Here is a 26129-nt window from a genome sequence, read left to right on the forward strand (position 1 = left end):
ACGCCATGGAACATATTCAGCACCTGCTGCCCTGGAGCACCGCGGGCACCGAACGCCGGCTCTCGGTGTTTCGTTTTGGCAGCGGCCCGCGTAAGGCGTATATCCAGGCCGCCCTGCATGCCGATGAGCTACCCGGCATGCGCGTGGCGGTGGAACTCAAACAGCGGCTACTCGAACTGGAACAGCAGGGCCGCCTCAATGGCGTAATCGAACTGGTGCCCGTAGCTAACCCGATTGGCCTGGGACAGATGTTTCAGGCCACCCATCAGGGCCGCTTCGACCTGGCCAGCGGGCAGAACTTCAACCGCGATTTTCCTGCGCTGGCCGAGCTGATCGCGCCACAGCTGGAAGGCCGCCTGGGTGACGACGGGCAGGCCAACGTGAGGTTGATTCGCCGCCTGATGCGCGAGGCCATTGCCGAGCTGCCATCCACCAGATCGGAGCTGGAGGGCCTGCGCCGCCTGCTGCTGCGACAAGCCTGCGACGCCGATCTGGTACTCGACCTGCACTGTGATTTCGAGTCGATCATGCTGCTCTACGCCCTGCCCCAGCATTGGCCCAACCTGCAGCCATTGGCCGCGCGTCTGCGCGCCGGCGCGGTGTTGCTGGCTGAAGACAGCGGCGGCAACTCCTTCGATGAAGCCTGCGCCGTACCCTGGTTGCGCCTGGCCGAACGCTATCCGGATGCCAACATTCCGCTGGCCTGTATGGCCACTACCATCGAGCTGCGCGGCATGGCCGATACCGACCGCATTCAGGCACAACACAGTGCCGACGACATTCTCGGTTTTCTCGCCGAACAAGGGCTGATCAGCGGCGACTGGCCCGCCGCGCCGTTCACCTGTTGTGAAGCCACGCCCTTTGCCGGCGCGCAGTACGCCTACGCGCCGCACCCCGGCGTGGTGAGTTTTCTGCAACCGCTGGGGGCGCGGGTAAAGCTCGGCGACCCGTTGTTCGAGGTGATCGACCCGCTAAGCGATCAGCACTCAGTAGTACACGCCACGACCTCAGGAATCCTCTACGCCCGCGAGCGCCTGCGCTATGCCCAGCCCGGCCTGTGGCTGGCCAAGGTCGCAGGCGCTCACCCGATTCGCCAGGGCCGCCTGCTTACCGACTAACAACAAGAGAATCCGCCGCCATGTACACCTTGCAAATCGACAACCTGCACAAACGCTATGGCACCCATGAAGTGCTCAAGGGCGTGTCCCTGACCGCCAAGGCTGGCGATGTCACCAGCATCATCGGCTCCAGCGGCTCGGGTAAGAGCACCTTCCTGCGCTGCATCAACCTGCTGGAGCAACCGCACAGCGGGCGCATCCTGCTGAATAACGAAGAGCTGAAACTGCAACCGAGCCGAGCAACCGGCGCACTCAAGGCCAGCGATAGCAAGCAGCTACAGCGCATGCGCTCACGCCTGGCCATGGTCTTTCAGCACTTCAACCTCTGGTCGCATATGAGCGCCCTGGACAACGTGATGGAAGCGCCGGTGCATGTACTGGGCATGAATAAGAAAGAAGCCCGGGAGAAAGCCGAACACTACCTGGCGAAAGTTGGCGTGGCGCACCGCAAGGATGCCTATCCCGCGCATATGAGCGGCGGTGAGCAGCAGCGCGTAGCGATTGCCCGCGCCCTGGCGATGGAGCCTGAGGTAATGCTGTTTGATGAGCCTACCTCGGCGCTGGACCCGGAGCTGGTCGGCGAGGTGCTCAAGGTCATGCGCGACCTGGCCGAGGAAGGCCGCACCATGGTGGTGGTCACCCACGAAATGGGCTTTGCCCGCGAAGTGTCCAACCAGTTGCTGTTCCTTCATCAAGGCCGCGTCGAAGAAAGCGGCTGCCCGCGCGAGGTGCTGGCCCAGCCCAAATCCGAACGCTTGCAGCAGTTTCTCGCTGGTAGCCTTAAATAGACGGCGCCTACAGGCCGACCGCGCGCAATGCCACAGCCGCGGTCGGCTTCGGATACACTTCAGCCGCAATTACAGGCACGCCCCGACCCGGCGCGTACGCCCAATCCTTCAACGTGCTGAAAGCCCATCCATGCCGACTTCTGCCAAGAACGTAACCGTCTACGCCGCCCCGGTGATGCGCAAACTGGCGGAAATCGCCCCGCACCTGCAGCCTTCGCTGCGCAAGGTGGCCGACTTTATCCTGCGCCACCCTTTGAAAGCCGCGACCCTGACCATCGAGGAAATGGCGGTGGAAACCGCCACCTCAGCGGCAGCCGTCAACCGCCTGGCCAAGGCCATCGATCTGGGCGGTTATACCGGGCTGAAAGCCGAACTGGTCAGCACCTTGCAGCAGATGGTGTCGCCGGTGGACAAGCTGCGCAATGAACTGGCGCATCGTCCGGACGGCGCCTTCGGCCTGCACGAGCAGGTGCAGATCGCCAGCAGCAACCTGGCCACCGCTGGGGCCAATAACAGCGCGGACACCTTCGAAGCCTTTGTCAGCTGCCTGATCCAGGCCCGCAAGATCTACATCCTCGGCTTCGGCAACAGCGCCTATATGGCCGGCCTGGCAGCCGCCAACCTGGTGCCGTTCTGCGCCGATGCCACGGCGGTGAGCATGGAAGGCGGCAACGAAAACGCCGCCTACCGCCTGGCGGCCATCACCGAACATGACGTGCTGCTGTCGATCTCCCTGCCGCGCTACTCCCTCGACACCCTGCAGCTGTCGCGCTTTGCCAGCGAACGCGGCGCGACCGTGCTGGCGATCACCGACTCGCCCGCCTCGCCGCTGACCACCATCGCCAAACACGCGCTGTTTGCCCCAGCCGATCACCCGGTGCTGATCAGTTCCAACACCTCGGTGCTGGCGCTGATCGAAGGCTTGGTTGCCGGCGTGATGGCGCGTAACAAGGAAGCGGTGCAGCTGGCCGCCGAGCTGACCGAAAGCGTGATGTCCTACCTGCATGTAGCGGGCAGCGACAAGCCGGTGCGCAAGCCGATCAAGCGCCGCACCAGCACCACGCCGCGGCAGAGCTAACCGCCAACACTCGGGCAGGCGCACCAACTTAACGCCGAAACTGTCCAGCCGGTCAGTTATCAGTGCATACAGCGTATTTACATTCCCCTGGAAACCACTAGAGTGCGCGCCCGCAGCGCTCTAGTGGCTGCGTCGTGGGCAAATGCAGGACTTGGCCTTGTTCTTGCTCAAGCCTCGACAGCCTGACCACTCAGACAGGTTTAAAACGATAATTCAGCACTTTGGGGAGCACCACTCGATGAACCGTACTCTTTCCTCTCTGGTCCTGGCGGGCGGGCTGCTGGCGGGCGGCCAGGCCGTAGCGGGTGACCTGCTGCACTGGCAGAACAACAGCCTGACCTACCTCTATGGCCAGGATTACAAGATCGACCCGGAAATCCAGCAGACCGTGACCTTCGAGCACGCCAGTGGCTGGGCTATCGGCGACCTGTTCTTCTTCGTCGACACCATCAAGTACAACACCGACGCCACCAATGGCGCAGGCGACGGCCACACCTTCTACGGCGAGTTCTCGCCACGTCTGTCGTTCGGCAAGCTGTTCAACAGCAAACTGGAATTCGGCCCGATCAAAGATGTACTGCTGGCCACCACCTACGAGTTTGGCGAAGACGATGTCGAGTCCTACCTGATCGGCCCGGGCTTCGACCTGGCAATTCCCGGCTTCGACTACTTCTCGCTGAACTTCTACAACCGAACTACAGATGGCAAGCGCGACGGCGATAATGTCTGGCAGATCACCCCGGTGTGGAGTTACACCATCCCAGTGGGCAAATCCGACATCGTTATCGACGGCTTTATGGACTGGGTGGTGGACAACGACAAGAGCTACCACGCAAACCTGCACTTCAACCCGCAGATCAAGTACGACCTGGGTAAGGCCATGAACTGGGGCGAGAAGCAGCTGTATGTGGGCTTTGAGTACGACTACTGGAAGGACAAGTACGGCATCGACGACGACAGCTTCCTCGGCGATGAAATCCTCCAGGGTACCGACCAGAACACCGCCAGCCTGCTGGTAAAAGTGCACTTCTGATACTGCGCTGAAACCCCGCCAGCACCTGTGATTGCAGGCTGGCGGGCATCTCCTGCAACAACCTTTCTCGCGCTAATTTGCCCAGCTGCGGCGTAATCGCCCCGCTCTCGGGGTCTTCTACTCTGTAATTATTCAGCAGTGGAAACCCAGCATGCCTAACGCCCTTCACCGCACATTCGCCCGCGCCCTGCTTGTCAGCCTGCTGCTCGCCCTGGCTGCATGCAGCACCCTGGCCCCGCGCGACCCATTGCGCATCGAGCTGGTCGGTATCGAACCGCTGCCCGGCGAAGGCCTGGAAGCGCGCTTCGCGATCAAACTGCGGATACAGAACCCCAATAACCAGGCCATCGACTTCGACGGCGTAGACCTGGAACTGAAGGTCAACCAGCAACCGCTGCTCAGTGGCGTCAGCAACCAGAGCGGCCAGGTGCCACGTTATGGCGAGAGCGTTTTGCGCATACCGGTCAGCCTTTCCGCCTACGCGGCGCTGCGCCAGGCCTGGGGCATGGCCGGCTATCAGGACGGCCGGGGCCTGCCCTATGAATTGCGCGGCAAACTGGCCAACGGCCTATTCAGCACCTGGCGCTTCAATGACCGCGGCACGCTGAACTGGCCGCAACTGCCAGCGCCAAACGCAGCCCAGTAAAACCAAAGCCGATAAAACCCTATACAATATGCGGCCTTTTCTTATCGACCCATCAAGGACCCGCCGTGAGCACGTTGCCGCCCTGCCCCAAATGCAACTCCGAATACACCTACGAAGACGGCGCACAGCTGGTCTGCCCGGAGTGTGCCCACGAATGGTCGGCCACTGGCGCGAGCGACGCGGCAGATGACGCCAAGGTGATCAAGGATTCGGTGGGCAACGTGCTGCAGGACGGCGACACCGTCACCGTAATCAAGGACCTGAAAGTCAAAGGCTCATCCCTGGTGGTCAAGGTCGGCACCAAGGTCAAAGGCATCCGCCTGTGCGACGGCGACCACGATATCGACTGCAAGATCGACGGCATCGGCGCGATGAAGCTGAAATCCGAGTTCGTGCGCAAAGTCTGAGCGCAGCACCCGCAACAAAAGAGCCCCGGCCTGCATGCTGGGGCTTTTTTATGCGCCGCCCGCGCGCCCGTAAAACTACCTAGCAGCGCACTACCCAGTATTACCGACAACCTAGTCGAACTACCTGCTTTGCAATCTTGGGCTACCCTTCTGGCTACAATAGCGAGCCGGAATGCCAAGGCGCGGGACAATTAGCTTGGTTGTTTCCCACAACAACTACATAAAGATTGGAAATCTAAGTTCAACAATTAAACAGTGGTGCTATAGCCCAAGGTAGATTCAACAATGAGTGTGCGATCCATTCTTCAACATATCGCTATCACCACCTTCCTATCGTTGCTTTATTCAATTAGCGCCAGCGCGACTCAAGGCCCAGAACCCACCCGCAGCAAAACCTTACTGGCCCTGCACTGGGTCGATGGTCAAGGCGTTGCACGGCAAACCCGCCTCAACCTTGAAGACCTTGACGCCCTGCCGCAGAGCACCTTGACCCTGGAGTTGCCGGAGACTTTCGGCATCCAAGGCAGCCACAGCTGGCAAGGCATCAGCCTGCAGGACCTGCTCAAGCTGAGCGACAGCAGCGGCCAATCGATTCGCCTGCAGGCACTGAACGGTTATTACGCAACCCTGCCGATCAGCGATGCCGAACAGTTCAATCCCATCCTGGCTTATCGGCGCGACGGGCAGAACTTGACCATCCGCGAAAAGGGCCCTTTTATCTTGATCTATCCATTCAATAAATTTAAGAAACTTGGCCAACAAGTTTATATAAACAGGTCAGTCTGGCAGATCAATGAAATCCATATTGAATAAGTCTTATCTAAACAGATTATTCAAACGGCCGGCGCGGGACAGTTGGCTGACTGAAGTATTGCTGCTGGCCGTTATTCTGATGGCTGCAGCCACGCTCTTTGCATTGCGCATTACCCAGCTGGAAATGCACGCCCTGGCCAAACCCCAGCAAAATCATGATCTGTGGTATGTCACCAATACCGCGCTGGAACTGCACAACCTAGGCCGGGTTGCCCGCCAAGCCAGCACAGCTCAAACACCGCAGGATGCACGAGACGAACTGGAGGTGCGCCTGGATGTATTGGCCAGCCTGCTCAAGCCCGCCGAGTTCGCGCCGAAAGTATCAAAAACCATCCTGCACACCCTGCCGCAGGCTCAGCAAACCCTGAATGTGCTCAGCGAGCGCATTGAGTCCTGGAGTTATCGGCTGGCCAACAGCGCCGACCCGGCCCAGGTAATCCAGGAGGTCGTCGAGCACAACGACGAGCTTGCCGAGGGCCTGCGCCATGTGGTGCTCGCCGTGCATATCGCCAGCACCAATGCACAGGACCAGGCGCGTATCAGCCACTACGAACAGTTCGCCTTGCTTGGGTGGATTCTGGTGGCCCTGCTAGTCGGCATCACGGCTCTGGTGATCAAGCTGATCTGGGACCGGCAAATCATGAAGCGCCTGTCCAGCCACCTCGAATCGCTGAACAAACGCCTGGAAATGCGTGTCAACCGCCGCACCCGCCAACTGGCCGAGAGCAAGGCGCTGCTGATGTTTATTCTCGATGCCAGCCCCAGCGAGGCGGCTTTGGTAAATGCCGAAACCGGCGATGTGCTGTTTATCAACAAAACCCTGCTCGACAAGCTGGAACTCAGCGCCCCACCACCGCAGCTGTTTCTGAAAAACCTGCTGGTCGACACGGAGCAAGGTGAGGCGTTTCTCGAAGAGCTGGATCAGTACGGCCGTGTCGATAACTGGGAAGCCCAGATCATGCCGCACAAGCCCTATTGGAGCTCGCTGTCGGCCAAGCTGGTAGAGATCGAAGGCAAGCTCGCCCACCTGCTCTGGGGCTTCGATATCAGCGAGCACCGCACGCTGCTCAACCTGCTGGAAACCCAGGCCAATACCGACTCACTGACCAAGCTGTACAACCGGCGCGCGTTCTACAAACTCGGCGAACAGGTGCTGGACGGCTGCAAACGTTACGAACATCCGTGCAGTGTGCTGATGATCGATATCGACCACTTCAAGCAGATCAACGACACCCATGGCCACGCAGTGGGCGATGAAGCCATCTGCAGCCTGAGCCAGACCTTGCGCGACACCCTGCGCGAAGCCGATATCATCGGCCGCATGGGCGGTGAAGAGTTTGCCGTATTGTTGCCGCACACCGATCAGCAACAGGCCCTGGAAAGCGCCGAACGGCTGCGCCAGGCTGTTGCCAGTACAGCGATAACCAGCGCGACCGGAAACCTGCAGATGACCATCTCGATTGGTGCTGCCGTGTTCAATGCGCAACAGAACGCTACGCTGGAGCAGATATTGATAACGGCGGATAAAGCGCTTTATCAGGCAAAAATGGCTGGCCGCAATCGCGTGGAGATTTGATAACGCTATGGCAAAAAACTTTCTGATCGTGGATGACAGCATGGTCTCGCGCATGATGACCAAGAGCATCCTCGCCAACCTGCAACCCAGCTGGACCGTGTTTGAAGCCGCCAGCGGCCAGGCGGCGATCGACATCTGCCGACAGCACCCCATCGACCTGATCAGCATGGACCTGAACATGCCCGGCATCAGCGGCCTGGAAGCCGCGACCGTAATTCGTCAGGAATACCCGAACATCAAGATTGTCATGCTTACAGCCAATATCCAGTCGGCGATCCAGGCCCAGATCCAAGCCCTTGGCCTGTCCTTTCTGGCCAAACCGATAACCGCCGACAAGGGGCCAGCGCTCTTGCAAGCGTTGGGACAGTGACATGCTCAAACTATCGACACTGCAAACGGATGTGCTCTGCGAGATGTTCAACATCGGCATAGGCCGCGCTGCTGCCGCCATGAGCGAAATGCTCCAGGATGAAGTGCTGCTGTGCGTGCCCGAGCTGCACTTTGTCACGGTCAGCGAAGTGACCGACCACCTCGGCAAGAAAAGCGCCTCGATGTACTGCATCCGCCAGCCATTCCAAGGCATGTTCTCCGGCAATGCCCTGCTGATCTTCCCCGAGGACAAGAGCCTGGAGATGGTCAAAATGCTGATCGGCGACGTGCCACCCGGCACCGAACTGCTGCAGATTCAACGCGACGCCCTGCTGGAAGTCGGCAACGTGGTGCTCAACGCCTGCCTGGCCTCGCTCTCCGAACTGACCAATACCCCCTTCGAATGCAGCATGCCCACGGTCGACTCCGGCGACACCCGCAAAGTACTCGGCACCCGGGTGCAGAACCATGTGGTAATGCTGATTCATATCCGCTTCGAGCTGAAAAAGCAGGATATCGAAGGCTTCGTAGTCTTCGTGATGAACTCGACCTCCTATGAAGACCTGCTACAGGCGGTAAACCGCTTTATTGCCACGCTGGGTTAACGGCCAGACGGTTACATAAAGACGCTTAAAACAGCGCATCGCCAGCATCATCTGCCGCGTAATTGGCTAGCATCAATACAGAGCAAATCGCTCGTTCGAGGCACCCGCCTGGAGGACCTCATGCGTATTGTTGCGCTGTGCCTGACGCTGCTACTGCCCTGGGCTGTAGAGGCCGAGACATGGAAAGTGGTGGGCGATGAGCAATTTGCGCCTTACAGCTTCGTCACCATCGAGGATGACCAGCCGCGCGGGCTGGATGTCGAGTTGGTGGAGGCCGTTATGCAGGAGGCCAAGATTCCCTACAGCCTGCGCCTGTACCCCTGGGAACGAGTCAAACGGATGATCGACCGCAGCGAAGTGGCCATGGCCTTTCAGTTCGCCGGCACCCCTGAGCGTATGCAGCAATACGAGCTGGTCGGGCCGATTCGTACCGGTTCCACGGTATTTATGACCTCGCGTAAAACCACCCTCACCGACTGGGCCGAACTCGACGATCTGTCGCCCTACACCATTGGCCAGGTGCGCGGTTATGCCTATCAGTCGGACTTCGACAAGGCCGAGCTGTCGCGCGATACCAGCGCGCAGAACCCACGCCAACTGGTGTCGATGCTGCTGGCCGGACGCATTGATGTGATAGTCGGCGATCGGGTGCAGCTGATGTATTTCGTGCGCGAGCAACGCGCAGAGCAAAACGTACGCATCCTGCCTAAACCGCTGGTGGAAATGCCGCGTTATGTGGCCTTCGCCAAGGGCGATAGCGTCCGTGCCAAACAGTTCTCGGCAGCACTGGAGCGTTTAAGACAGGCTGGCACTCTGGATAGCATTCACAAGCGCTGGCACTAAGCCGCGTCCTTTATCTATTTGCCTAGGAGCCACTATGCGCGCCGCCCTTGCGTTATTGCTGCTATCAACCACCCTCACCCTGAGCGCCTGCGGCCTCGGTGAAACCGCCGCAACCGCCAGCCTGCAAGCCGAACAGGCGGCAAAGCTGCAGCAGCAGACCGAACAGCTGAAACAGCAGATCGAAGCGGCCAATGCGCAGAGCAATAAGCGCTTGGAAGAAGGCTATTAAATGGAGGCGTAGAAGCTGTTTACGGTCTTGTGAGCTAGAGCCCTGCAAGGCGCTACGTAGTAACAGCCTTCGGCTGGTCAAAACGGCGAGGAAGTGGAGTGTACGAGCTGTGCATGAGCATCCGAGCCTGTTTTTAACGCAGCAGAGCCGACGCGCAACAGACCGTAAATAGGTTCTTATTGCACCGGTAGGAAGTTCAAAAAAAGCAAACCCTGGGCATAACTCACGCCCATACGCCGGTAGCGCTCATCCAGCACATCGGTGAGTAGATCCAGCCGCGCGACTATCTTGCCGAACTCCACGGCATAGCTGAGGTTATGCCCCTCGGCGGAAATCTCGTTGGACAGCAGCCAGGGCTTGCCGCCGGCATCCGTACGCTGGGCGAGCATCCAGCTGGCCTTCTCGAAATTACGCGCAGCGTTGTGGATAAACTGCGGGTTCAGTGTATCGCTCAGGTAGTACTCGGTACGCCCGCCGTGGGCGGTAATCAGCATGCTCGCCAGTGAATAGATAAACGCTCCCACCCGGTCGCCTTGGTATTCGGCGCTCAAGGCATAGCCGAGAGCGGCGACATCGGTACGCCCACCCAGTTGCGGCAGCGGCTGATCCAGCTCGATGGCGCGGTGTACCGCACGCTTGGCGGACTCCACATCAGCCAGGCCGGTTTTGCGCCACTCACGCGGGTTGCGCAGGTACAGCTTGTCCATCAAGCGGTAGAGGCTATTTAGGTTGTTACGCATGCCGAGCGTGGCCATGCGGTCGGCGTGGCTCTGGAAGAACTCGGTGGGCTTGATCTCACTGCGATTGCTGATAATGGTCTGATGGTCCTGCCGAGTTGAGCAGCCACTGACAGCCAGCAACAGCAAAAACAGCACCGACAAGCGCATTGCCACGGCACTGCCGCCCGACCAGGCGGGGCCCATTTTCAGCCGTTGCCAACGCTGCACAGTGCTCATCAGAGGAGGTCGTCCGCTGCGGTGTGATGGGGTAACGCTAGCAACAAAATCCAGATTGGCCAGTTTTCCTCCTGAATACATGACTTTCAGCACAATCAAGCACCTAGCTGCATAAGCTCAGGTGGACTGCCAACAGACCACGTCATGCGTAAAAGGTTGGCAACCGCTTATCAGCGCATCGTCAAAAGGCCCGTCGCAGAGCGCTTTAATCGGTATGATCCGCAGCTTTTTGGCTGCCGAGTGCCCCATGCCGCGTCTGCTTGTCCTGTTTTGCCTGTTAGTTGCCCTGCCCGCTTTTGCCGATGCTCCGAAAACCTTCAGCGCCGCCAAGAAAATCGCCTGGCGGTTGTATGCCGAACGACCCAATACCTTCTATTGCCAATGCGCCTACAGCGGTAACCGTGTCGACCTCAATAGCTGCGGCTACAGCCCGCGCAAACAGCTGCGCCGCGCCCAGCGTCTGGAATGGGAGCATGTGGTGCCGGCCTGGGTGATTGGCCATCAGCGTCAGTGCTGGCAGAACGGCGGCCGCAAGAACTGCACCCGCACAGACGCCACGTTCAAAGCCGCCGAAGCCGATCTGCACAACCTGGTGCCAAGCATCGGCGAGGTAAACGGCGACCGCTCCAACTACGCCCTCGGCATGCTCAGCGACAAGCCCACGCAGTACGGAAGCTGCCCGATGGTGGTCAACTTCAAGGCGAAAACCGCCATGCCGCCGGCCCACGCTCGCGGCCCGGCAGCGCGCATCTATCTATATATGGCTGAGCGCTACCAGCTGCGCCTGTCCAAGCTCGACCGCCGCACCTACGAAGCCTGGAATCGCCAATACCCGATCAGCGAATGGGAGCGCTGGCGCAATCAGCAGGTCGGCTGCGTGATGGGCCACGGCAACCCCTATGTCGGCGCCATCGACCTCGGCCGCTGCAGCCCGTTGCGCCGCGCCGGTAATCCGCCACGCAACAGCGGCTAAGCGCGGGCAACCGCACCACGAACCCTACCGCCGCTATTAACGCTAAACTTCACGCCACGCCAGCCCGAGTATTGCCCTATGTCCAGCACCGCCACCCCGAGCGCAGCCCACGCCATTGCCGAAACCCGCGCCTGGGTTGATCGCGCAGTGATCGGCCTGAACCTCTGCCCGTTCGCCAAGGTCGTGCAGGTCAAAGGGCAAGTGCGCTATGTGGTGTGCGCCAGCGCCGAGCCGGAAGAACTGCTCGCCATGCTGATCGATGAGCTGCACCACCTGGCCAACTGCGAGCCAAGCGAAACCGACACCACCCTGCTGATTCACCCCACCGCGCTCACAGACTTTCTCGACTTCAACGACTTCCTTGCCGTGGCCGACGACACCCTCGACGAGCTCGGCTATGCCGGAATTCTGCAAGTGGCCAGCTTCCACCCGCAGTTCCAGTTTGCCGACACCGGCGTCAATGATGTCAGCAACGCCACCAACCGCTCGCCCTACCCGACCCTGCATATCCTGCGCGAAGCCAGCATCGACCGCGCTGTAGCCGCCTTCCCCGACCCAGAGGCGATCTTCGAAGCCAATATCCAGACCTTGGAAGATCTCGGCGCCGAAGGCTGGGCTGCCCTGCAGGCGCAGTGCCGCAAAGACGCACAAAACAGCTAAGCCGCAAACGCGGGGCTGCCAGAAACACCTGACGGCACGAAAACGTACCTACCCAGCTCAGTACCCACGCCCATTCGAATGAGCGTGCGGATGCTGCGTACCCGACGAATGGACGCTATTAGCCGCAGTTCTCAGCAAGAACCTTGAAAGATTTGCAAGCTGATCAACACAATTAATCGGCGCAACTCCATAAAATCCCCAGCTCTTTCGAAGCTGCCAATACTGGCCGAGTTGATTGCCGAGTGCGCTCATCTCTGCGGGCAGACGGCAACAACGCTCACGACCCTCTCGCTGGTCAAGACACAGATAAAACAAGGGATAACGCTATGGCTCGGGTTCGTAAACTGGTGCTGGCAATCGCAGCGGCTTCGGCGCTGTCATCCGGCATGGCGCACGCGCTAGGGCTGGGTGAAGTGACGCTTCAATCAGAGCTCAATCAGCCATTGGTGGCTGAGATTGAGCTGGTGGAAGGCCGTGATCTGTCTGCCGATGAAGTGATACCGCGCTTAGCGTCCCCTGAAGCCTTCAACAAGGCCGGCGTTGACCGTCAGTTCTTCCTGACTGACCTGAAATTCACCCCGGTGCTCAAACCAAATGGCAAAAGCGTCATTCGGGTGACCTCCAGCAAGCCGATGCGTGAGCCCTACCTGAACTTCCTGGTGGAAGTGCTCTGGCCAAATGGCCGTTTGCAGCGTGAATACACCCTGCTGCTGGACCCACCGCTCTATACCGCGCAAAGCGTTACCCCTGTTGCAATACAACAGCCGGTAACCGCTGCGTCTTCCGCGCCACGCGCACAGTTGCCGGCAGCGCGCCCGGCCACAGCTGCGGCTCAGTCGGCGGCTCCAGCATCATCAACTGCTCCGGCGGCCAAGCCGCTGCAAGGCAATGAGTACAAAACCACCGCCAACGACAATCTCTGGGACATTGCCAACCGTGCGCGGGCTGACGGCAGCGTGCATCAGGCCATGCTGGCGATCCAGGAGCTGAATCCGCAGGCCTTTATCGACAACAACATCAACCGCATGAAAAGCGGCCAAGTGCTGCGCCTACCCAATCAACAACAAATCAACAGCCGCTCGCCAAGCGCCGCCATCGCTCAGGTTAACGAGCAAACCGCAGCCTGGCGTGAAGGCCGCAGTGTTGCCGCCAGCGCCCGTCAGCTGGATGCCAGCAAGCGCAGCAACGCAGCCGCTGTACCGGCCACAATTGAACGCAGCGACAACCTGAAACTGGTTGCAGATGGCAGCGACAAGGCGGGCGCAGGCAGTGACAAAGGCAGCGCAGGTAACAAGGCCCTGCTTGATCAGTTGGCCGTGACCCAGGAAAGCCTCGATTCGACCAATCGTGAAAACGCTGAACTGAAAAGCCGTATTGCCGATCTGCAGAGTCAACTCGACAAACTGCAGCGCCTGATCCAATTGAAAAACGATCAGATGGCCCAACTACAGGCTCATCTGGCCGCGCAAAACCAGGCGCCAGCGGTAGCACCAGGCGCGCCAGAAGGTACAGTTGGCGCTGCAACACCGGCTATTCCTTAAGCGTCGTTAACGGCCCGATAGCGGCCAAAGCCCATAGCAATGGGCTTTGGCCGAGCTACTTAGCTGCTAGCTGGGGTGCACTTGGCCTGCGCGGCTTCGGGCGCCAGGTTGCGCACCGAGGTGTAGAACAGCTCGCAGGTTTGTAGCTTGTCAGTAACCTGCCATTTCTCGCTGCAAGCACTCAGCACCGGGCTCGCGTCCTGATTCGGTTGTTCGCCCATACGTGCCTGCCAGCAGGCGGCGCTGAGATCCTGCCCCATGACTTTCAGGCCCGCAGCATCGGCTTTCTGCTGATCGCCGTCATAGTTTTCCGGGTCAGCGGCATACCAGATGTAGCTGGGGTGATTGGCGCCGAGCACGGCAACTTTCTGCCCAGCAGCAGGGCTGATCTGCGCCAGACCGAGCACATCGACAGAAACCCCATATTGCTGTTTAACCCAGCTGCGCACCGGGCTGCCAAAGGCCACCATTGGCAGCGCTTGGCCGCCTTCACCCGCGGTCAACTGCATAACCATCTGCGTCTGGTAGGCGTTGAAGTAGCTGTAAACCCCCTCAAGCGCGCTGCCGGCGTTGGCAGGCGCGGCAATGGGGGCAATGTCTATAATGGTCTGGAAGGCCGGTGTCTGCGCCGCACTGATTCCGTTCTGAGTAAGTAGGTCAGCCCAGCGGTTTGTGGTGCTCGACTCTAGATAGTCCTGCGCCTGGGTTAGCGAGTAATCCGGTGGAAAGTGCAACAGCTCAACGCTCTTGCGGTTATCCAGCGCCATGCCCAGCGGCAGGAACAACGACCAGTTGTATTGCCACTTACCGTCCTTGTTGAGCAGCTTGGCGCCGGCGTAGGCCAGCTCTCCGGTCTTCAGCAGTTGCTCAAGCGGTTTACCGTAGCCCTCAGGCACTTCGGTGAATTTGGCATAGAGGTCTTGCTGCTCGCGGTGCACGCTGACCTTGGCGGTGTCGTAACCATCACGTTGCAAGCTCTGGCGCAGGTAGTGCTCGGCGGTCTGCTCCAGCGTCCAGTCGCGATAGCAGATCACATTGCAGTTATTGGGATAGGCAAACAAACGGGTGACGCGCTCGGTACTGCCAAGCTTGACCGTGACATCAGCGGCCTGAGCATGACAGGCCAACAGCCCAGCAGCTGCGACAAGCAGAAATCCTTTGCGGCTCAACATAAGCGACTCCTTTATTGAGGAAAAATCCTCTTCGCTTCAGCCTCCAGGCCTGAGGCTGAAGTACAGAAGCAAAGGCGGCGGATTGAATTGTTTTTTGCTCCGCCAGCCTGCCGATACTGCCAAATATTTCTTTCTCCCACACAACCGAACTGCCTTCTGATCAAAACTGTCCTTCCCAGCCAGACATAAACAGACAGTGCCGTTTTGGCCTGTTTGCACTGCTTTTGGCCCGCCTCCACCGCCGCCCTGTTTTACACAGGCTTTACATTCCTCCCTGCAATGCCGTGCAACACCCAGTGTCGAAACTACAAGCCGGGAAAGACCGGTTTGCAGAGGAGTTTCGATCATGCTGTCGCGTATCCCCCTTATCACCGGCCTGGTGGCCAGCCTGGTACTGTTTGCCCAGGCCCCAGCGCAGGCCTCCAACCGTGACGCAGCGATTGCCGGAGCCGTTGTGGGCGCGGTGATTGGCGGCGTTATCGTCAGCCAAAGCCGCCCCGTACAGGTCTACGCCCCGCCACCGCGCGAGTACTACCCGCCGCCCCCGGCCTATTACCCGCCACAACGGGTGTACTACGAACGTCAGCCGGTCTATTACCAACCAGCCCCGGTGTATTACGTGCAAGAACGGCCGCGCCACAAACGCTGGCATGGCCACAAACACCGTCGGCACGACGGGCGCGGCCATGGACATGGACATGGATATCGCTGGTAAACAAAAAGCCCCGCTATTGCGGGGCTTTTTCTGGATCATCTACGGGGCTAGTTACGCCACATTACTCTCGCAGCAAAAATCACTCGCGGATGATGAACAGCTTGGTGACAAACCACTCAGCACCCTTGTACAGATAGCCAAGCGGCCCGTAGATAGTGGCGGGCTTGGCAGGCACCTGCTGGCGCAGTTCAACGGTCAGGGTGGACATCTGGATCTGATCCTTGAGGATGCGCATGCGCGCGTCCATCGAATCAATCTCCGACTGCACGCGGTTGAGTTCACTTTCGATCTGCAGGATGTCTTTCACATCCCTGGCCTTGGCGAGTAGATCCTTGAGGCGATCACGCAGTGCACGGTTATTGTTCAGACGTGTCTCCACGTCGACGTACTGCTCGGTGACATCCTCACCTTTGACATGCCGCCTCAGCACATTGCCGCTTTGCTCAACACTCCCCAAAGCCGTCTCGAAGGCATCCTTGGGCACACGGTAAACCAGGCTCTGGCTGTCATCACCGTAATCACTGGTTTCCTCAACATACCCACCCAACGCCAGCATGCGCTCGGTGAGCTGAGCCTTAGCCTTGTCGAGATCGACAACCTCCAGGGTAAAACTGGCGGTCCATACCAGTAACCGCCCAGCCGCCTTGCCCTGCAACTGCGTACCCGGCACTGATGCTTCAGCGGAAGCAGCCGCCCCACCCGGATAATCACCACCGCGCGAAGCGCAGCCCAGCACGCAACCCAACAGCACGCAGAGCACCCAGAACTTCCATTGACGCAGATATCGCTTCATCCGTAAGGCCCTCTCTGGCCAGCGCAGTAAACAAGCCGGCGATCATACGGGGCGGGATAGAGCACCGTCATGCGCAACAGATGCGCCCTGTTAACTCACCCAGCTATTGGCGATACGGTTTGCGCACGGCCATGGCTATCGCCGATAGAAAAAGCCCCGCAATTGCGGGGCTTTTTATTGGGGTTAGTCGGCGCAACGCGCCGGCCGGCCTACTCCGTGCGGAAACGCACCACCAGTTGTTTCAGCTCACTGCTCAGGCCGCTTTGTTCCTGGGCGTAGCTTTCAACCTCGGCGGCCTGCACCGATATCTGCGTTACCGCGTCGTTGATGGCGACTATGTTCTGGTTGATTTCCTCGGTCACCAGGTGCTGTTCCTCGGTTGCGGTGGCGATCTGCATGGTCATGTCGCGGATCATCTGCACCTTGCCTTCAATGCTTTCGAAGGCGGCCATAACCTCATCGGACAGCACGATGGCCTTGCCCGACTCGACCAGGCTTTGGTCCATGCTCACCGTCACTTCCTTGATGCGGTTGACCAGCAGGTTGAGGATATTGTTGATCTGCTCGGTGGAGTCCTGGGTGCGTTTGGCCAGGTTGCGTACTTCATCAGCCACCACCGCAAACCCTCGCCCCTGCTCGCCCGCACGGGCAGCTTCGATAGCAGCGTTCAAGGCCAGCAGGTTGGTTTGCTCGGCGATCTGCTGAATGGTCGAGAGGATATTGTTGATATTGACCGTTTCCTTCTCCAGCTCCTGCAGCACCTTGCTGGAGTTCTGGATGCTGGCGCCGAGCTTGTTGACCCCGGACGTGCTGCGGGCGATCACCTCTTTGCCATTGCGCGTGGCCACCAGCCCCTGCTCCGACACATCGGCGGTCTGCACGCAGGTCTTGGCCACCTCATTGGCCGCCGACGACATCTCGGTCACCGCCGTGACGATCTGCTCCACCGAACTCAACTGACGCTGCAGCGTGGCCGACATCGCCGTGGTGCGTTTATTGGTATCGCTGGAAACCCCATCCATGCTGATGGCGTTCTCCTTGATCACCTTGATCATGCCCTGGATCGACTCGATAAACTGATTGAACCACTTGGCCAGCTCGCCGGTTTCATCCTTGCTGAGCAGGTCCAGGCGCCGGGTCAGATCACCTTCACCCTGAGCGATAGTGCGCAGCCCGTCCTTCACCAGATTGATCGGGTTGACGATACGGTTGGCGATAATTACCCCAGCCGCGCCGAATACCAGCACCAGTACCACACAGACAATCAGGGTGATCCAGGTCAGCTCGCGCGCGCTCGCGTAGATCTCATCCGCCTGCTTGAAGCCGACAAACTTCCAGCCCAGCTCCGGCGAGGTGTAGACGTTGGCCATATAAGCCACCCCGTCGATCTCCACCTCCACCAGGCCGTTCTCGGTCTTGCCGATGATTGCAAAGTGCTCGCCGGGCAGCTCGCTGACCTTCTTGAAGTTGTTGTCCGGCTGCAGGCCATCCACCAACAAGGTGCCACTGCCTTCCGCCAGCATCAGAAAACCGGTTTCGCCAAAGCGCACCTTCTGCGCCATATCCGTCAGCGCCTTGAGCGACACATCCACCGCGACCACCCCGGCAAACTGCCCGGCGTTGTCCTTGAAGCCCTTGAGCACCGAGACATACACCGCGTCATCCGGCTCCCAGTAATAACCGTCGCGGCGGCCCAGGGTGAAGTTGGCGTCGCGACCAATCGGGTACCACTCGCGCGTGCGCGGGTCCCAATCACCGTAATCCCCGGTGCCCGGCCACTCCACATAGCCGCCCTTGGTATCGCTCATGTAGACGTAACCGAAGGTGGGGTTGTTTTTACCGATGCTGGAGAAGTAATCGAAAATCTGCTTCTCGCGCCCACCGTTGGCGGTGGCCACCTCGCCCGGCTTGCGCGCCTCACCGAAGTAGGTGGTCAGCTCGCCGTTATCGGCATCCCTCACCGCGGGATATTCCGCCAGGGCGGAAACGGTGTAGCCCACCGAATCAAAGAAGGTGGCGAAGCTGTTGTTCACCAGCTTCATATCCAGGCTGCTGGCTACCAGAAAGTTCTCTTTGGCCTGCTGTGTGACATTGCGAATCGTCAGCAGCGCCACCACCAGAACTGGAATCAGGGTGGCAACCAGAAAGCTCACCAACAGTTTGGACTTGATACTCATGGGACTTCGCCTTCTAGCTGACCAGTAATACGCTCTATCGGCGCTTGTAGAGGATAGTTAAGGCTGATGACCGCGCCAGCGCTGGCCTCACCACGACACAGCGGCAGCGCGAAAGCGACTATCGCGGTAAATAGGGGGCTGGTTGGACCGCAGGCATTCCGCCGCAGGTGTGTTGGCTCTACTTACTGGTTTCGCCCTTACGGCGAGTTACTTTCTCTTTGCTCGCGCGAAAGAGAAAGTAACCAAAGAGAAAGCGCGCCCGACATCCGGGTTTCGCTGCGCTCAACTTCCCTCGCTCCGGTGCTGTTCCGAGGGTCGGCAAGACGGGCCATCCATGGCCCGACATGCCTCGTTTGGCATCCATGCCAAACGCCCCTCTCCACAGCACCTCCACTCGGCCTCCTGACGGGATTCGGGGACCGCGTTGTTTGGGCGAGTTGTGGAGAGCAGAGCAAAAAGCCAAAGCAAAAACCAAAGCCGTGCCCCTCAAAAATTCTCACAGACGACGCCAAACGCCCCATCAGGAGGCCGAGTGGAATCGTTGTGGAAGGGAGCGAGCCGCATGGATGCGGCGAGAGGCGTAAAGGGCCAGGGACGGCCCTTGTACGCCGGCCCCTGGAGCAATGATGGAACGAGGGAACCCGCCGCAGGCGGGCCGGATGCAAGGGGCAAGACCTCTTGGTTACTTCTGGGGCGTTTGCCAGAAGTGACCCGCCGTAAGGGCGGAACCGTTAGTAGCAACAACAAATAAGCGGCGGACACACACCAAGACCAAAAGCCAATACCCAAGCTATGGCGCATTGCCACCCGTTCGCAGTAAGGTCGAGCTAACCCTATTCAAGGAAGAAGCATGGCCGCCAAATCCAGCCCACCTCGGCAGCAGAAGCACCTCGCTGCGCTGATCGACGCCGACAACGCCTCCACTGCAATCGCTGAAGGCCTGTTCGAGGAAATCGCCAAAGCACTCAGCCCGGATTAATACTGCACCAAATGATGGATGAACAAAGCGTCATCCACTCTACTCGCTTTTAAGCTGCACAAAGCTGCAATGAATCACAGCATACAAGCTCACGAGGAAACTCTATGCGAATTAAAGAAATAAGATTAAAAAATTATAAAAAATTCAAAGACGAAGCATTCGACCTCTCTCGAAATATAATATTGCTTTATGGAGAAAACAGCTCAGGAAAATCATCATTCCTGAAAGCCATTGCAGGAGCAAAACAAACCTTCGGCCCACAAAACATTTATGACGCATGGGCATCTCAAGGGGATATAACAGACCTAGGTGATTATGCAGACTTCATACATAACCACAATACAGAGTTAAAATTTGGCATTGGAATAACTATATCTGACGAAACTCCAAGCGAACAAAGATTTGCAGATCCATTTACCCTATTGAAAGAATACAATTCTTTAGCAATAGACTTAGAGTATGACCACAACAAAGCAATTGAGAGCGCCAAGCTTTACAGCATCACATGCACGCTATCAGAAAACATTAAGGATCATACCGACACTGGCATTAAACTTTGCGAGGCGACCCGATTCAAAACACAGCCCACATTTAGCTTGCAATACACATCTACTGCTGCTAGAAAAATTCAAAAAATAGCAGAAGACTATCTACTCTTTGAAAAGAACAATGCCGAGAAACAATACGAACAAAAAACATCTATAAACATAAAAGATGCTTTTGATGTTTCGCTATCCACCCCCAAAAAGCCAACAGCAATTAGATTCTCTCCAGTTGATCTAAAATTAAACATATTCGGCCGACAACTAAACTCCTTAAAATCCGCATTCAAAAAAATCCACTATCTAGGGCCATTACGCATGAGCCCATCACGAGGATATAAAAAGAAACTACATGAACTAAGCGTAGGAACAAATGGTGAGCAAACACCAACCGTTCTCTATTACATGCAACAAGCTTTTGAAAGAGGCCAAGGTAAACTTAGAAAAGAAACAGGGCATGCACAGTGGGAGCGTTTTGAAAAATGGTTCGGCTTGATATTTAAAGATTGTAAGATCAAATGCGAAAAAACTGGATCAACAATAAAAGTCAACCTCTGCAAAGGTGACAGGACCGACTCCATTCAAGATATTGGATTTGGGTACTCACAGATTATTCCGATCATTGCTCAAGCCGCGGTAATGTCTCCAGGCGAAACCCTCATAATTGAACAACCAGAACTCCACCTCCACCCAAAAGCTCAAGTAGAAATTTCAAAATTTATTGTAGCCGCAAAAAAGCATGGAATTAACTTCATAATAGAAACCCATAGCGAACATATTTTAAAAGGTTTACAACTAGCCATCTCAGAAAATCGTAAAAAGAAATCCCCCCAAATAACAAACAACGAACTTGGTATTTACTATTTCGGAAATAACAGCGAGGAGTGCTATAGAGAACTCGCGCTAGACGAATGGGGAGAAATACTTGGTGGATGGCCAAAAGGGTTCTTCGACGAGTCACTTGAACTTTCTAAGAAAATATTTATGAACAAGAATTTCTAGGGAGGGGCATAATATGCGATTTGCAATAGATCCCTCAGGAATAGCCTTATCCACAACAAATAGAAAATTAGACTCCGCAATATCCTCATCAGTTATTGCTTTAAGTAAAGAAATTTACGAAGAATATGTTGAAGCCGTAGAAACTGATGGAACAGGATTTTTCAAAGACTTTCTAGCCTGGCTAATTTCAGACCCTGAAAATCATTACAAAATACCAAACGATTTGATTTCTAAATACTTTCAAAATTCAGAAAGCACAGAAAAATATGCCTTGGCAGCCTATTTCAACGGAAACAAACACATAACAGGAGAAGCAGAGGGGGCAAAAAAAATTGACGACTGCAAAAATCTAGGTATTGAATTAATAGATGCTATGAATTTTGAAACAAAGAAAAAGAGAAATCAAGGCACGAACATCCTTGACGTAATAGACATATCTTCCGCAACCAAACACGACAACAATCTAATCCTGCATTATTTTGCCAACGAAACCAGAGTTGTAATCTATGACAGATATCTAAAACCTGCATCATTAAGCCTAATAGTATCAATATCAAAAAAAATCAAGAAACACGCCGAATTAATAATCATAAGCGAGTTTAACAGCGGAGTAACGTCAGACGAGTGCATAAGAGCCTGCAAACCAAGCACTGCAACCACGAAAACTTACTTTCCAAATTTTTCAGAGGCCAATGAATGGCATGACAGACATATACATCTAGGTGACCGCCTACACATTACATTTAGCAGCGGGACAGACTGCTTCGGAACACCGCCAATGAATTTAAATCGCGAATGTCAAATAACCATTTACCACACTGCAGAAATTAACGAACTTAAAACCTATCACGTCAAAACCACAACAAACAAAACAAATACAAAAATACATACAACAGCAAAAAAAATCACTTCAGCTTCCCGATAGAATTTCAAATAAAAGGCCCGTCACTCGACGGGCCTTTTGCTTTCAATCACCAGCGCAGTGTTTAGGCCAACGCCGCCTCGCTGCGACGCTCAAGCTTCTTCACCTGATACTCCCTCGCCGCCTGATGAAACGCCTCCAACAGCGCGTTGTAATCCGCCTTCTCCCAATAGCGATACTCGGGATGCCACTGCACCCCAACGGCAAACGCCTTGGCGCCAATCACGCTGACCGCCTCGATCTGCCCATCCTCGGCCACGGCTTCAATCTGCAAACCCTCGCCGAGACGATCAATCCCCTGACCGTGCAACGAGTTGACCTTGATCTGCCGCTCGCCGAACAGCGCATGCAGCACGCCGCCTTCGGTCAGGGCCACGTTATGAATCGGGCCGTAGGCCACATCGTCCGGTACGTCCTTCACCTCGCGGTGATCAAGGCGCCCTTCAACCTCGTGCACTTCACGGTGCAGGGTGCCGCCAAACAACACGTTCATTTCCTGCATGCCCCGGCAGATGCCGAGAAAGGGAATGCCGCGATCAATACAGGCGCGCAGCAGGCGCAGTACGGTTTCATCACGGGGTTTGTCGGCCAGACCTAAACCAGGATGGTCGTCGCCGTAGAAGCTGGGGTGCACGTTGGAGAGTGAGCCGCCGAACATGATGCCGCTGACGCTATCCAGTACGGTGTCCATGTCCAGATCATCGCCGAACGCCGGGATCATCAGCGGGAAGGCACCGAAGCCGGTGACGGCGTGGATGTACTTCTCACCGACCAGGTGAAACCAGCCGATATCACGGCTGGTCAGCTGCCAACGGCACAGGGGAAGGCCAATCATGGGTTTGCTCATTGCAAGGAGTCCTCTTCATTAATAATTGAAGTGGGCTGCCCTTGGGAGAGCGGGCTTGCGGATCAGGAAACCCTGAACCCGCTCACCCAAGGGGTGCCGTAACCTGCGGTCACTGCACCAACGCCGCGCCCGCGCGGCTGGTTTGTTGCGTAAAGCGGTACTGCTCCCCTCTCCCATTTATGGGAGAGGGGTTGGGGGGAGGGCTGAAGGCGTTGCAAAACCAGCAGTTGCCCCCTCTCCCTAACCCTCTCCCCCAACGGGGCGAGGGGACTGATCGCATGCAAGCGGATGGTTGCGAGAGATCGCCAGCAAGCTGGCTCCTACAGGTCGTCATCCACATCAAAAAAGGGGGCTGATCCTGCGATCAGCCCCCTGGGTGTTACTTAGCCATTACTCGGGAAAGCGAACTGCGCCGCCTCGTGGCTGGCGCGCTGCGGCCAGCGCTGGGTGATGGCTTTTTTGCGGGTGTAGAAACGCACACCGTCCGGACCGTAGGCGTGCAGGTCGCCGAACAGCGAGCGCTTCCAGCCGCCGAAGCTGTGGTAGGCCACCGGTACGGGCAGCGGTACGTTGACGCCGACCATGCCGACTTCGATTTCGTCGCAGAACAGGCGCGCCGCTTCACCGTCGCGGGTAAAGATGCAGGTGCCGTTGCCGTATTCGTGGTCGTTGATCAGCTGCATGGCGGCTTCCAGGCTGCCGACGCGGACGATGCACAGCACTGGGCCGAAGATTTCGTCGGTGTAGATGGTCATCTCCGGGGTCACCTTGTCGAACAAGGTGCCGCCGACGAAGAAGCCGTTTTCGTTGCCTGCAACCACCAGGTCGCGGCCGTCGACCACCAGGCTTGCGCCCTGGGCCACACCAGCGTCGATATAGCCTTTGACCTTGTCACGTGCAGCGCCAGTAACCAGCGGGCCCATGTCCAGGCCGCAGGAGGTGCCGGCACCGATTTTCAGCGCTTTGATTTGCGGCACGATCTTCTCGACCAGTGCATCGGCGATCTGGTCGCCTACGCACACGGCCACGGAGATGGCCATGCAGCGCTCGCCGCAGGAACCGTAGGCCGCGCCCATCAGTGCGCTGACGGCGTTGTCCAGGTCGGCATCGGGCATCAGCACGGCGTGGTTTTTCGCGCCGCCCAGGGCCTGTACGCGCTTACCGCGTTTGGTGCCTTCGCTGTAGATGTACTCAGCGATTGGCGTGGAGCCAACAAAGCTCAGGGCTTTGACTTCCGGCGCTTCGATCAGCGCATCCACCGCTTCCTTGTCGCCGTGCACCACGTTGAGTACGCCTTTCGGCAGACCGGCTTCTTGCAGCAGTTGGGCGATATACAGGGTGGAGCTTGGGTCACGCTCGGATGGCTTCAAGATAAAGCAGTTGCCGCAGACGATGGCCAGCGGGTACATCCACAGCGGCACCATGGCCGGGAAGTTGAACGGGGTGATGCCGGCGACGACGCCAATCGGCTGCATGTCGCTCCAGGCGTCGATGTTCGGGCCGACGTTGCGGCTGTACTCGCCCTTGAGGATTTCCGGGGCGGCGCAGGCGAATTCGACGTTCTCGATGCCGCGCTTGAGTTCACCGGCGGCGTCTTCCAGGGTTTTGCCGTGCTCTTCGCTGATCAGCTTGGAGATGGTCGCTTCGTGCTGCTCCAGCAGCTGCTTGAAGCGAAACATCACCTGGGCGCGCTTGGCTGGCGGAGTGTTGCGCCAAGCCGGGAAGGCGCTCTTGGCCGAGTCGATGGCCAATTGCATGGTGGCGCGGTCGGCCAGGGCGACTTTCTTGGTCGCCGCACCGGTGGACGGGTTGAACACGTCAGCGCTACGGCCGGTGCCGGCAGTCAGTTCGCCGTGGATCAGGTGGTTAACGAGGGTCATGGCAATTCCTTAATAACGGATCTTGTTTTTGCAGGAGCCTGGCTGCTGGCTCCTGCAGGGAATGAGGGGTGGCTTAGTCGAGGCTGTTCAGCACATCGCCGACGGCGTTGAACACGGAGTCCAGCTGCTCGGGCGTGGTGTTGAAGGTTGGCCCGAACTGCAGGGTGTCGCCGCCGAAGCGCACGTAGAAACCGGCGTTCCACAGCTTGATGCCGGCCTCGAAGGGACGGATCACCGGGTCGCCGTCACGCGGGCTGATCTGGATCGCGCCGGCCAGGCCGCAGTTGCGGATGTCGATGACGTTCTTGCTGCCTTTCAGGCTGTGCAGCTTGTCTTCAAAGATCGGCGCCAGGGCGGCGGACTGCTCGATCAGGTTGTCGCGCTTGAGCAGCTCCAGGGTGGCCAGGCCGGCGGCGCAGGCGACCGGGTGACCCGAGTAGGTGTAGCCGTGGCCGAACTCGACCATGTGCTCGGGAATCGCCTGGTTCATAAAGGTGTTGTAGATCTCGCTGGAGGCGATCACCGCACCCAGTGGAATCGCGCCGTTGGTGATCTGCTTGGCGGTGTTCATCAGGTCCGGAACCACGCCGAAGAATTCGGCACCGGTCCACTTGCCCATACGGCCGTAAGCGGTGATCACTTCGTCGAAGATCAGCAGGATGTTGTGCTGGGTGCAGATCTCACGCAGGCGCTGCAGGTAGCCGACTGGCGGCACGATCACGCCAGCGGAACCGGACATCGGCTCGACGATAACGGCGGCGATGTTCGAGGCGTCGTGCAGTTCGATCAGCTTCAGCAGCTCGTTGGCCAGCTCGACACCTCCGGTTGCCGCCATGCCCTTGGTGAAAGCCAGATGCGCTTGCAGGGTGTGCGGCAGGTGGTCGGCGTCCATCATCTGGCCGAACATCTTGCGGTTGCCGCCGATGCCGCCCAGCGAGGTGCCGGCGATGTTTACGCCGTGGTAGCCACGGGCACGGCCGATAAATTTGGTTTTGCTCGGTTGGCCTTTCAGGCGCCAGTAGGCCTTGGCCATCTTCACCGAGGTGTCGGCGCACTCGGAGCCGGAGTCGGTGTAGAACACGTGGTCGAGGCCGGCCGGGGTCAGCTCGGTGATTTTCTCCGCCAGCTGATAGGACAGCGGGTGGCCGTACTGGAAGCCCGGCGCGTAATCGAGGGTGCCCAGCTGCTTGGCCACGGCCTCCTGAATTTCCTTGCGGTTATGCCCGGCACCACAGGTCCACAGCCCGGACAGGCTGTCGAACACGCGGCGGCCCTTGTCGTCGATAAAGTAGTTGCCGTCGGCACCGACGATCAAACGCGGGTCGCGCTTGAAGTTGCGGTTGGCGGAAAACGGCATCCAGTGCGCATCCAGCTTGAGCTGGCTGGCCAGGGACGGGGTGGCGGTCTGCGGCATGTTCATGGTGCGGCCTCGCAAGGAAGGGCGGTGTTCTTATAAGGAGAAGCA

24 protein-coding genes and 3 pseudogenes are annotated in these 26129 nt (G+C 57.8%); 19 read left to right on the forward strand and 8 right to left on the reverse strand.

Translation table 11 applies throughout. The annotated features are described in order from the left end of the window. The first annotated feature begins 5 nt into the window (after window positions 1-5). The 12 genes from ACQ4LH_RS07160 (at window position 6) to ACQ4LH_RS07215 (ending at window position 9505) form a co-directional block, all read left to right on the forward strand. Window positions 6-1118, forward strand: a complete 1113-nt coding sequence (locus ACQ4LH_RS07160; protein ID WP_430696570.1) for a succinylglutamate desuccinylase/aspartoacylase family protein — start codon at window positions 6-8, stop codon at window positions 1116-1118. 20 nt (window positions 1119-1138) lie between these two features. Then, window positions 1139-1906: an ABC transporter ATP-binding protein gene (locus ACQ4LH_RS07165; protein ID WP_430696571.1), complete on the forward strand. Its 768-nt coding sequence runs from the start codon at window positions 1139-1141 to the stop codon at window positions 1904-1906. A gap of 130 nt (window positions 1907-2036) precedes the next feature. Beyond that, window positions 2037-2984 carry a MurR/RpiR family transcriptional regulator gene (locus ACQ4LH_RS07170; RefSeq protein ID WP_430696572.1) on the forward strand — a complete coding sequence of 316 codons (948 nt, stop codon included), beginning with the start codon at window positions 2037-2039 and terminating at the stop codon, window positions 2982-2984. A gap of 238 nt (window positions 2985-3222) precedes the next feature. Beyond that, window positions 3223-4017, forward strand: coding sequence for an outer membrane protein OmpK (locus ACQ4LH_RS07175; protein WP_430696574.1), 795 nt, complete (start codon window positions 3223-3225; stop codon window positions 4015-4017). 151 nt (window positions 4018-4168) lie between these two features. After that, window positions 4169-4663 carry an LEA type 2 family protein gene (locus ACQ4LH_RS07180; protein WP_430696575.1) on the forward strand — a complete coding sequence of 165 codons (495 nt, stop codon included), beginning with the start codon at window positions 4169-4171 and terminating at the stop codon, window positions 4661-4663. 65 nt (window positions 4664-4728) lie between these two features. After that, complete coding sequence (locus ACQ4LH_RS07185; RefSeq protein WP_304868413.1) at window positions 4729-5070, forward strand: zinc ribbon domain-containing protein YjdM; 342 nt, start codon at window positions 4729-4731, stop codon at window positions 5068-5070. 285 nt (window positions 5071-5355) lie between these two features. Beyond that, the gene (locus tag ACQ4LH_RS07190) at window positions 5356-5883 is read left to right on the forward strand and encodes a molybdopterin-dependent oxidoreductase (protein WP_430696576.1); all 528 of its coding nucleotides are present in this window, start codon (window positions 5356-5358) and stop codon (window positions 5881-5883) included. Then, a complete protein-coding gene (locus ACQ4LH_RS07195; protein WP_430696577.1) occupies window positions 5876-7459 on the forward strand; it encodes a GGDEF domain-containing protein in 1584 nt (527 codons plus the stop codon). Before ACQ4LH_RS07190 ends, ACQ4LH_RS07195 begins: the two co-directional genes overlap by 8 nt. Window positions 7460-7466: 7 nt before the next feature. After that, on the forward strand, window positions 7467-7829 hold the full coding sequence (locus ACQ4LH_RS07200; RefSeq protein WP_430696578.1) for a response regulator: 363 nt from the start codon (window positions 7467-7469) through the stop codon (window positions 7827-7829). Window position 7830: 1 nt separating this feature from the next. After that, window positions 7831-8433, forward strand: coding sequence for a hypothetical protein (locus ACQ4LH_RS07205; protein ID WP_430696579.1), 603 nt, complete (start codon window positions 7831-7833; stop codon window positions 8431-8433). Window positions 8434-8553: 120 nt separating this feature from the next. Next, on the forward strand, window positions 8554-9276 hold the full coding sequence (locus tag ACQ4LH_RS07210) for a substrate-binding periplasmic protein (protein WP_430696580.1): 723 nt from the start codon (window positions 8554-8556) through the stop codon (window positions 9274-9276). A gap of 34 nt (window positions 9277-9310) precedes the next feature. Then, window positions 9311-9505, forward strand: coding sequence for a hypothetical protein (locus ACQ4LH_RS07215; RefSeq protein ID WP_430696581.1), 195 nt, complete (start codon window positions 9311-9313; stop codon window positions 9503-9505). A gap of 176 nt (window positions 9506-9681) precedes the next feature. On the opposite strand, the gene ACQ4LH_RS07220 is transcribed toward ACQ4LH_RS07215, so the two are convergent. Then, window positions 9682-10392 (reverse strand): hypothetical protein, encoded by a 711-nt coding sequence (locus ACQ4LH_RS07220; RefSeq protein ID WP_430696771.1) that lies wholly within the window; start codon window positions 10390-10392, stop codon window positions 9682-9684. A 316-nt stretch (window positions 10393-10708) separates the two neighbouring features. On the opposite strand from ACQ4LH_RS07220, the gene ACQ4LH_RS07225 reads away from it, so the two are divergent. The 3 genes and pseudogenes from ACQ4LH_RS07225 to ACQ4LH_RS07235 all read left to right on the forward strand — a co-directional run. Next, window positions 10709-11434 carry an endonuclease gene (locus ACQ4LH_RS07225; protein ID WP_430696582.1) on the forward strand — a complete coding sequence of 242 codons (726 nt, stop codon included), beginning with the start codon at window positions 10709-10711 and terminating at the stop codon, window positions 11432-11434. A gap of 78 nt (window positions 11435-11512) precedes the next feature. Next, entirely contained in the window at window positions 11513-12094 is a 582-nt protein-coding gene (locus ACQ4LH_RS07230) for a DUF1415 domain-containing protein (protein ID WP_430696583.1), read from the forward strand. Window positions 12095-12420: 326 nt separating this feature from the next. Then, a pseudogene (locus ACQ4LH_RS07235) lies at window positions 12421-13626 on the forward strand (type IV pilus assembly protein FimV); the annotation flags it as partial. A gap of 68 nt (window positions 13627-13694) precedes the next feature. Here the strand turns inward: ACQ4LH_RS07235 and ACQ4LH_RS07240 are convergent. Next, window positions 13695-14807, reverse strand: coding sequence for a hypothetical protein (locus ACQ4LH_RS07240; RefSeq protein WP_430696584.1), 1113 nt, complete (start codon window positions 14805-14807; stop codon window positions 13695-13697). 346 nt (window positions 14808-15153) lie between these two features. Between ACQ4LH_RS07240 and ACQ4LH_RS07245 the strand changes: the two genes are divergently transcribed. Next, the gene (locus ACQ4LH_RS07245; RefSeq protein WP_430696586.1) at window positions 15154-15522 is read left to right on the forward strand and encodes a hypothetical protein; all 369 of its coding nucleotides are present in this window, start codon (window positions 15154-15156) and stop codon (window positions 15520-15522) included. Window positions 15523-15601: 79 nt separating this feature from the next. Here ACQ4LH_RS07245 and ACQ4LH_RS07250 read toward each other — a convergent pair whose 3' ends face one another. The 3 genes and pseudogenes from ACQ4LH_RS07250 to ACQ4LH_RS07260 form a co-directional block, all read right to left on the reverse strand. Next, complete coding sequence (locus ACQ4LH_RS07250) at window positions 15602-16315, reverse strand: DUF4349 domain-containing protein (protein WP_430696587.1); 714 nt, start codon at window positions 16313-16315, stop codon at window positions 15602-15604. A gap of 209 nt (window positions 16316-16524) precedes the next feature. Beyond that, window positions 16525-17370 (reverse strand): methyl-accepting chemotaxis protein, encoded by an 846-nt coding sequence (locus ACQ4LH_RS07255; RefSeq protein WP_430696772.1) that lies wholly within the window; start codon window positions 17368-17370, stop codon window positions 16525-16527. Between the two features lie 15 nt (window positions 17371-17385). Further along, window positions 17386-18492 (reverse strand): annotated as a pseudogene (locus tag ACQ4LH_RS07260) (HAMP domain-containing protein); the annotation flags it as partial. 850 nt (window positions 18493-19342) lie between these two features. Between ACQ4LH_RS07260 and ACQ4LH_RS07265 the strand changes: the two are divergent. The 3 genes and pseudogenes from ACQ4LH_RS07265 to ACQ4LH_RS07275 all read left to right on the forward strand — a co-directional run. Further along, a pseudogene (locus ACQ4LH_RS07265) lies at window positions 19343-19453 on the forward strand (NYN domain-containing protein); the annotation flags it as partial. 122 nt (window positions 19454-19575) lie between these two features. After that, complete coding sequence (locus tag ACQ4LH_RS07270) at window positions 19576-21015, forward strand: DUF3696 domain-containing protein (protein WP_430696588.1); 1440 nt, start codon at window positions 19576-19578, stop codon at window positions 21013-21015. Window positions 21016-21028: 13 nt separating this feature from the next. After that, the gene (locus ACQ4LH_RS07275; RefSeq protein ID WP_430696589.1) at window positions 21029-21940 is read left to right on the forward strand and encodes a hypothetical protein; all 912 of its coding nucleotides are present in this window, start codon (window positions 21029-21031) and stop codon (window positions 21938-21940) included. A 61-nt stretch (window positions 21941-22001) separates the two neighbouring features. On the opposite strand, the gene ACQ4LH_RS07280 is transcribed toward ACQ4LH_RS07275, so the two are convergent. The 3 genes from ACQ4LH_RS07280 to ACQ4LH_RS07290 all read right to left on the reverse strand — a co-directional run bounded on the left by ACQ4LH_RS07280 (window position 22002) and on the right by ACQ4LH_RS07290 (window position 26084). Next, window positions 22002-22772 carry a gamma-glutamyl-gamma-aminobutyrate hydrolase family protein gene (locus ACQ4LH_RS07280; RefSeq protein ID WP_430696590.1) on the reverse strand — a complete coding sequence of 257 codons (771 nt, stop codon included), beginning with the start codon at window positions 22770-22772 and terminating at the stop codon, window positions 22002-22004. A gap of 395 nt (window positions 22773-23167) precedes the next feature. Beyond that, a complete protein-coding gene (locus ACQ4LH_RS07285) occupies window positions 23168-24664 on the reverse strand; it encodes a CoA-acylating methylmalonate-semialdehyde dehydrogenase (RefSeq protein ID WP_430696591.1) in 1497 nt (498 codons plus the stop codon). Window positions 24665-24737: 73 nt separating this feature from the next. Next, entirely contained in the window at window positions 24738-26084 is a 1347-nt protein-coding gene (locus tag ACQ4LH_RS07290; RefSeq protein WP_430696593.1) for an aspartate aminotransferase family protein, read from the reverse strand. Between the last annotated feature and the right edge of the window lie 45 nt (window positions 26085-26129).

The organism is Pseudomonas peli, from assembly GCF_050563605.1.
Lineage (GTDB): Bacteria > Pseudomonadota > Gammaproteobacteria > Pseudomonadales > Pseudomonadaceae > Aquipseudomonas > Aquipseudomonas peli_A.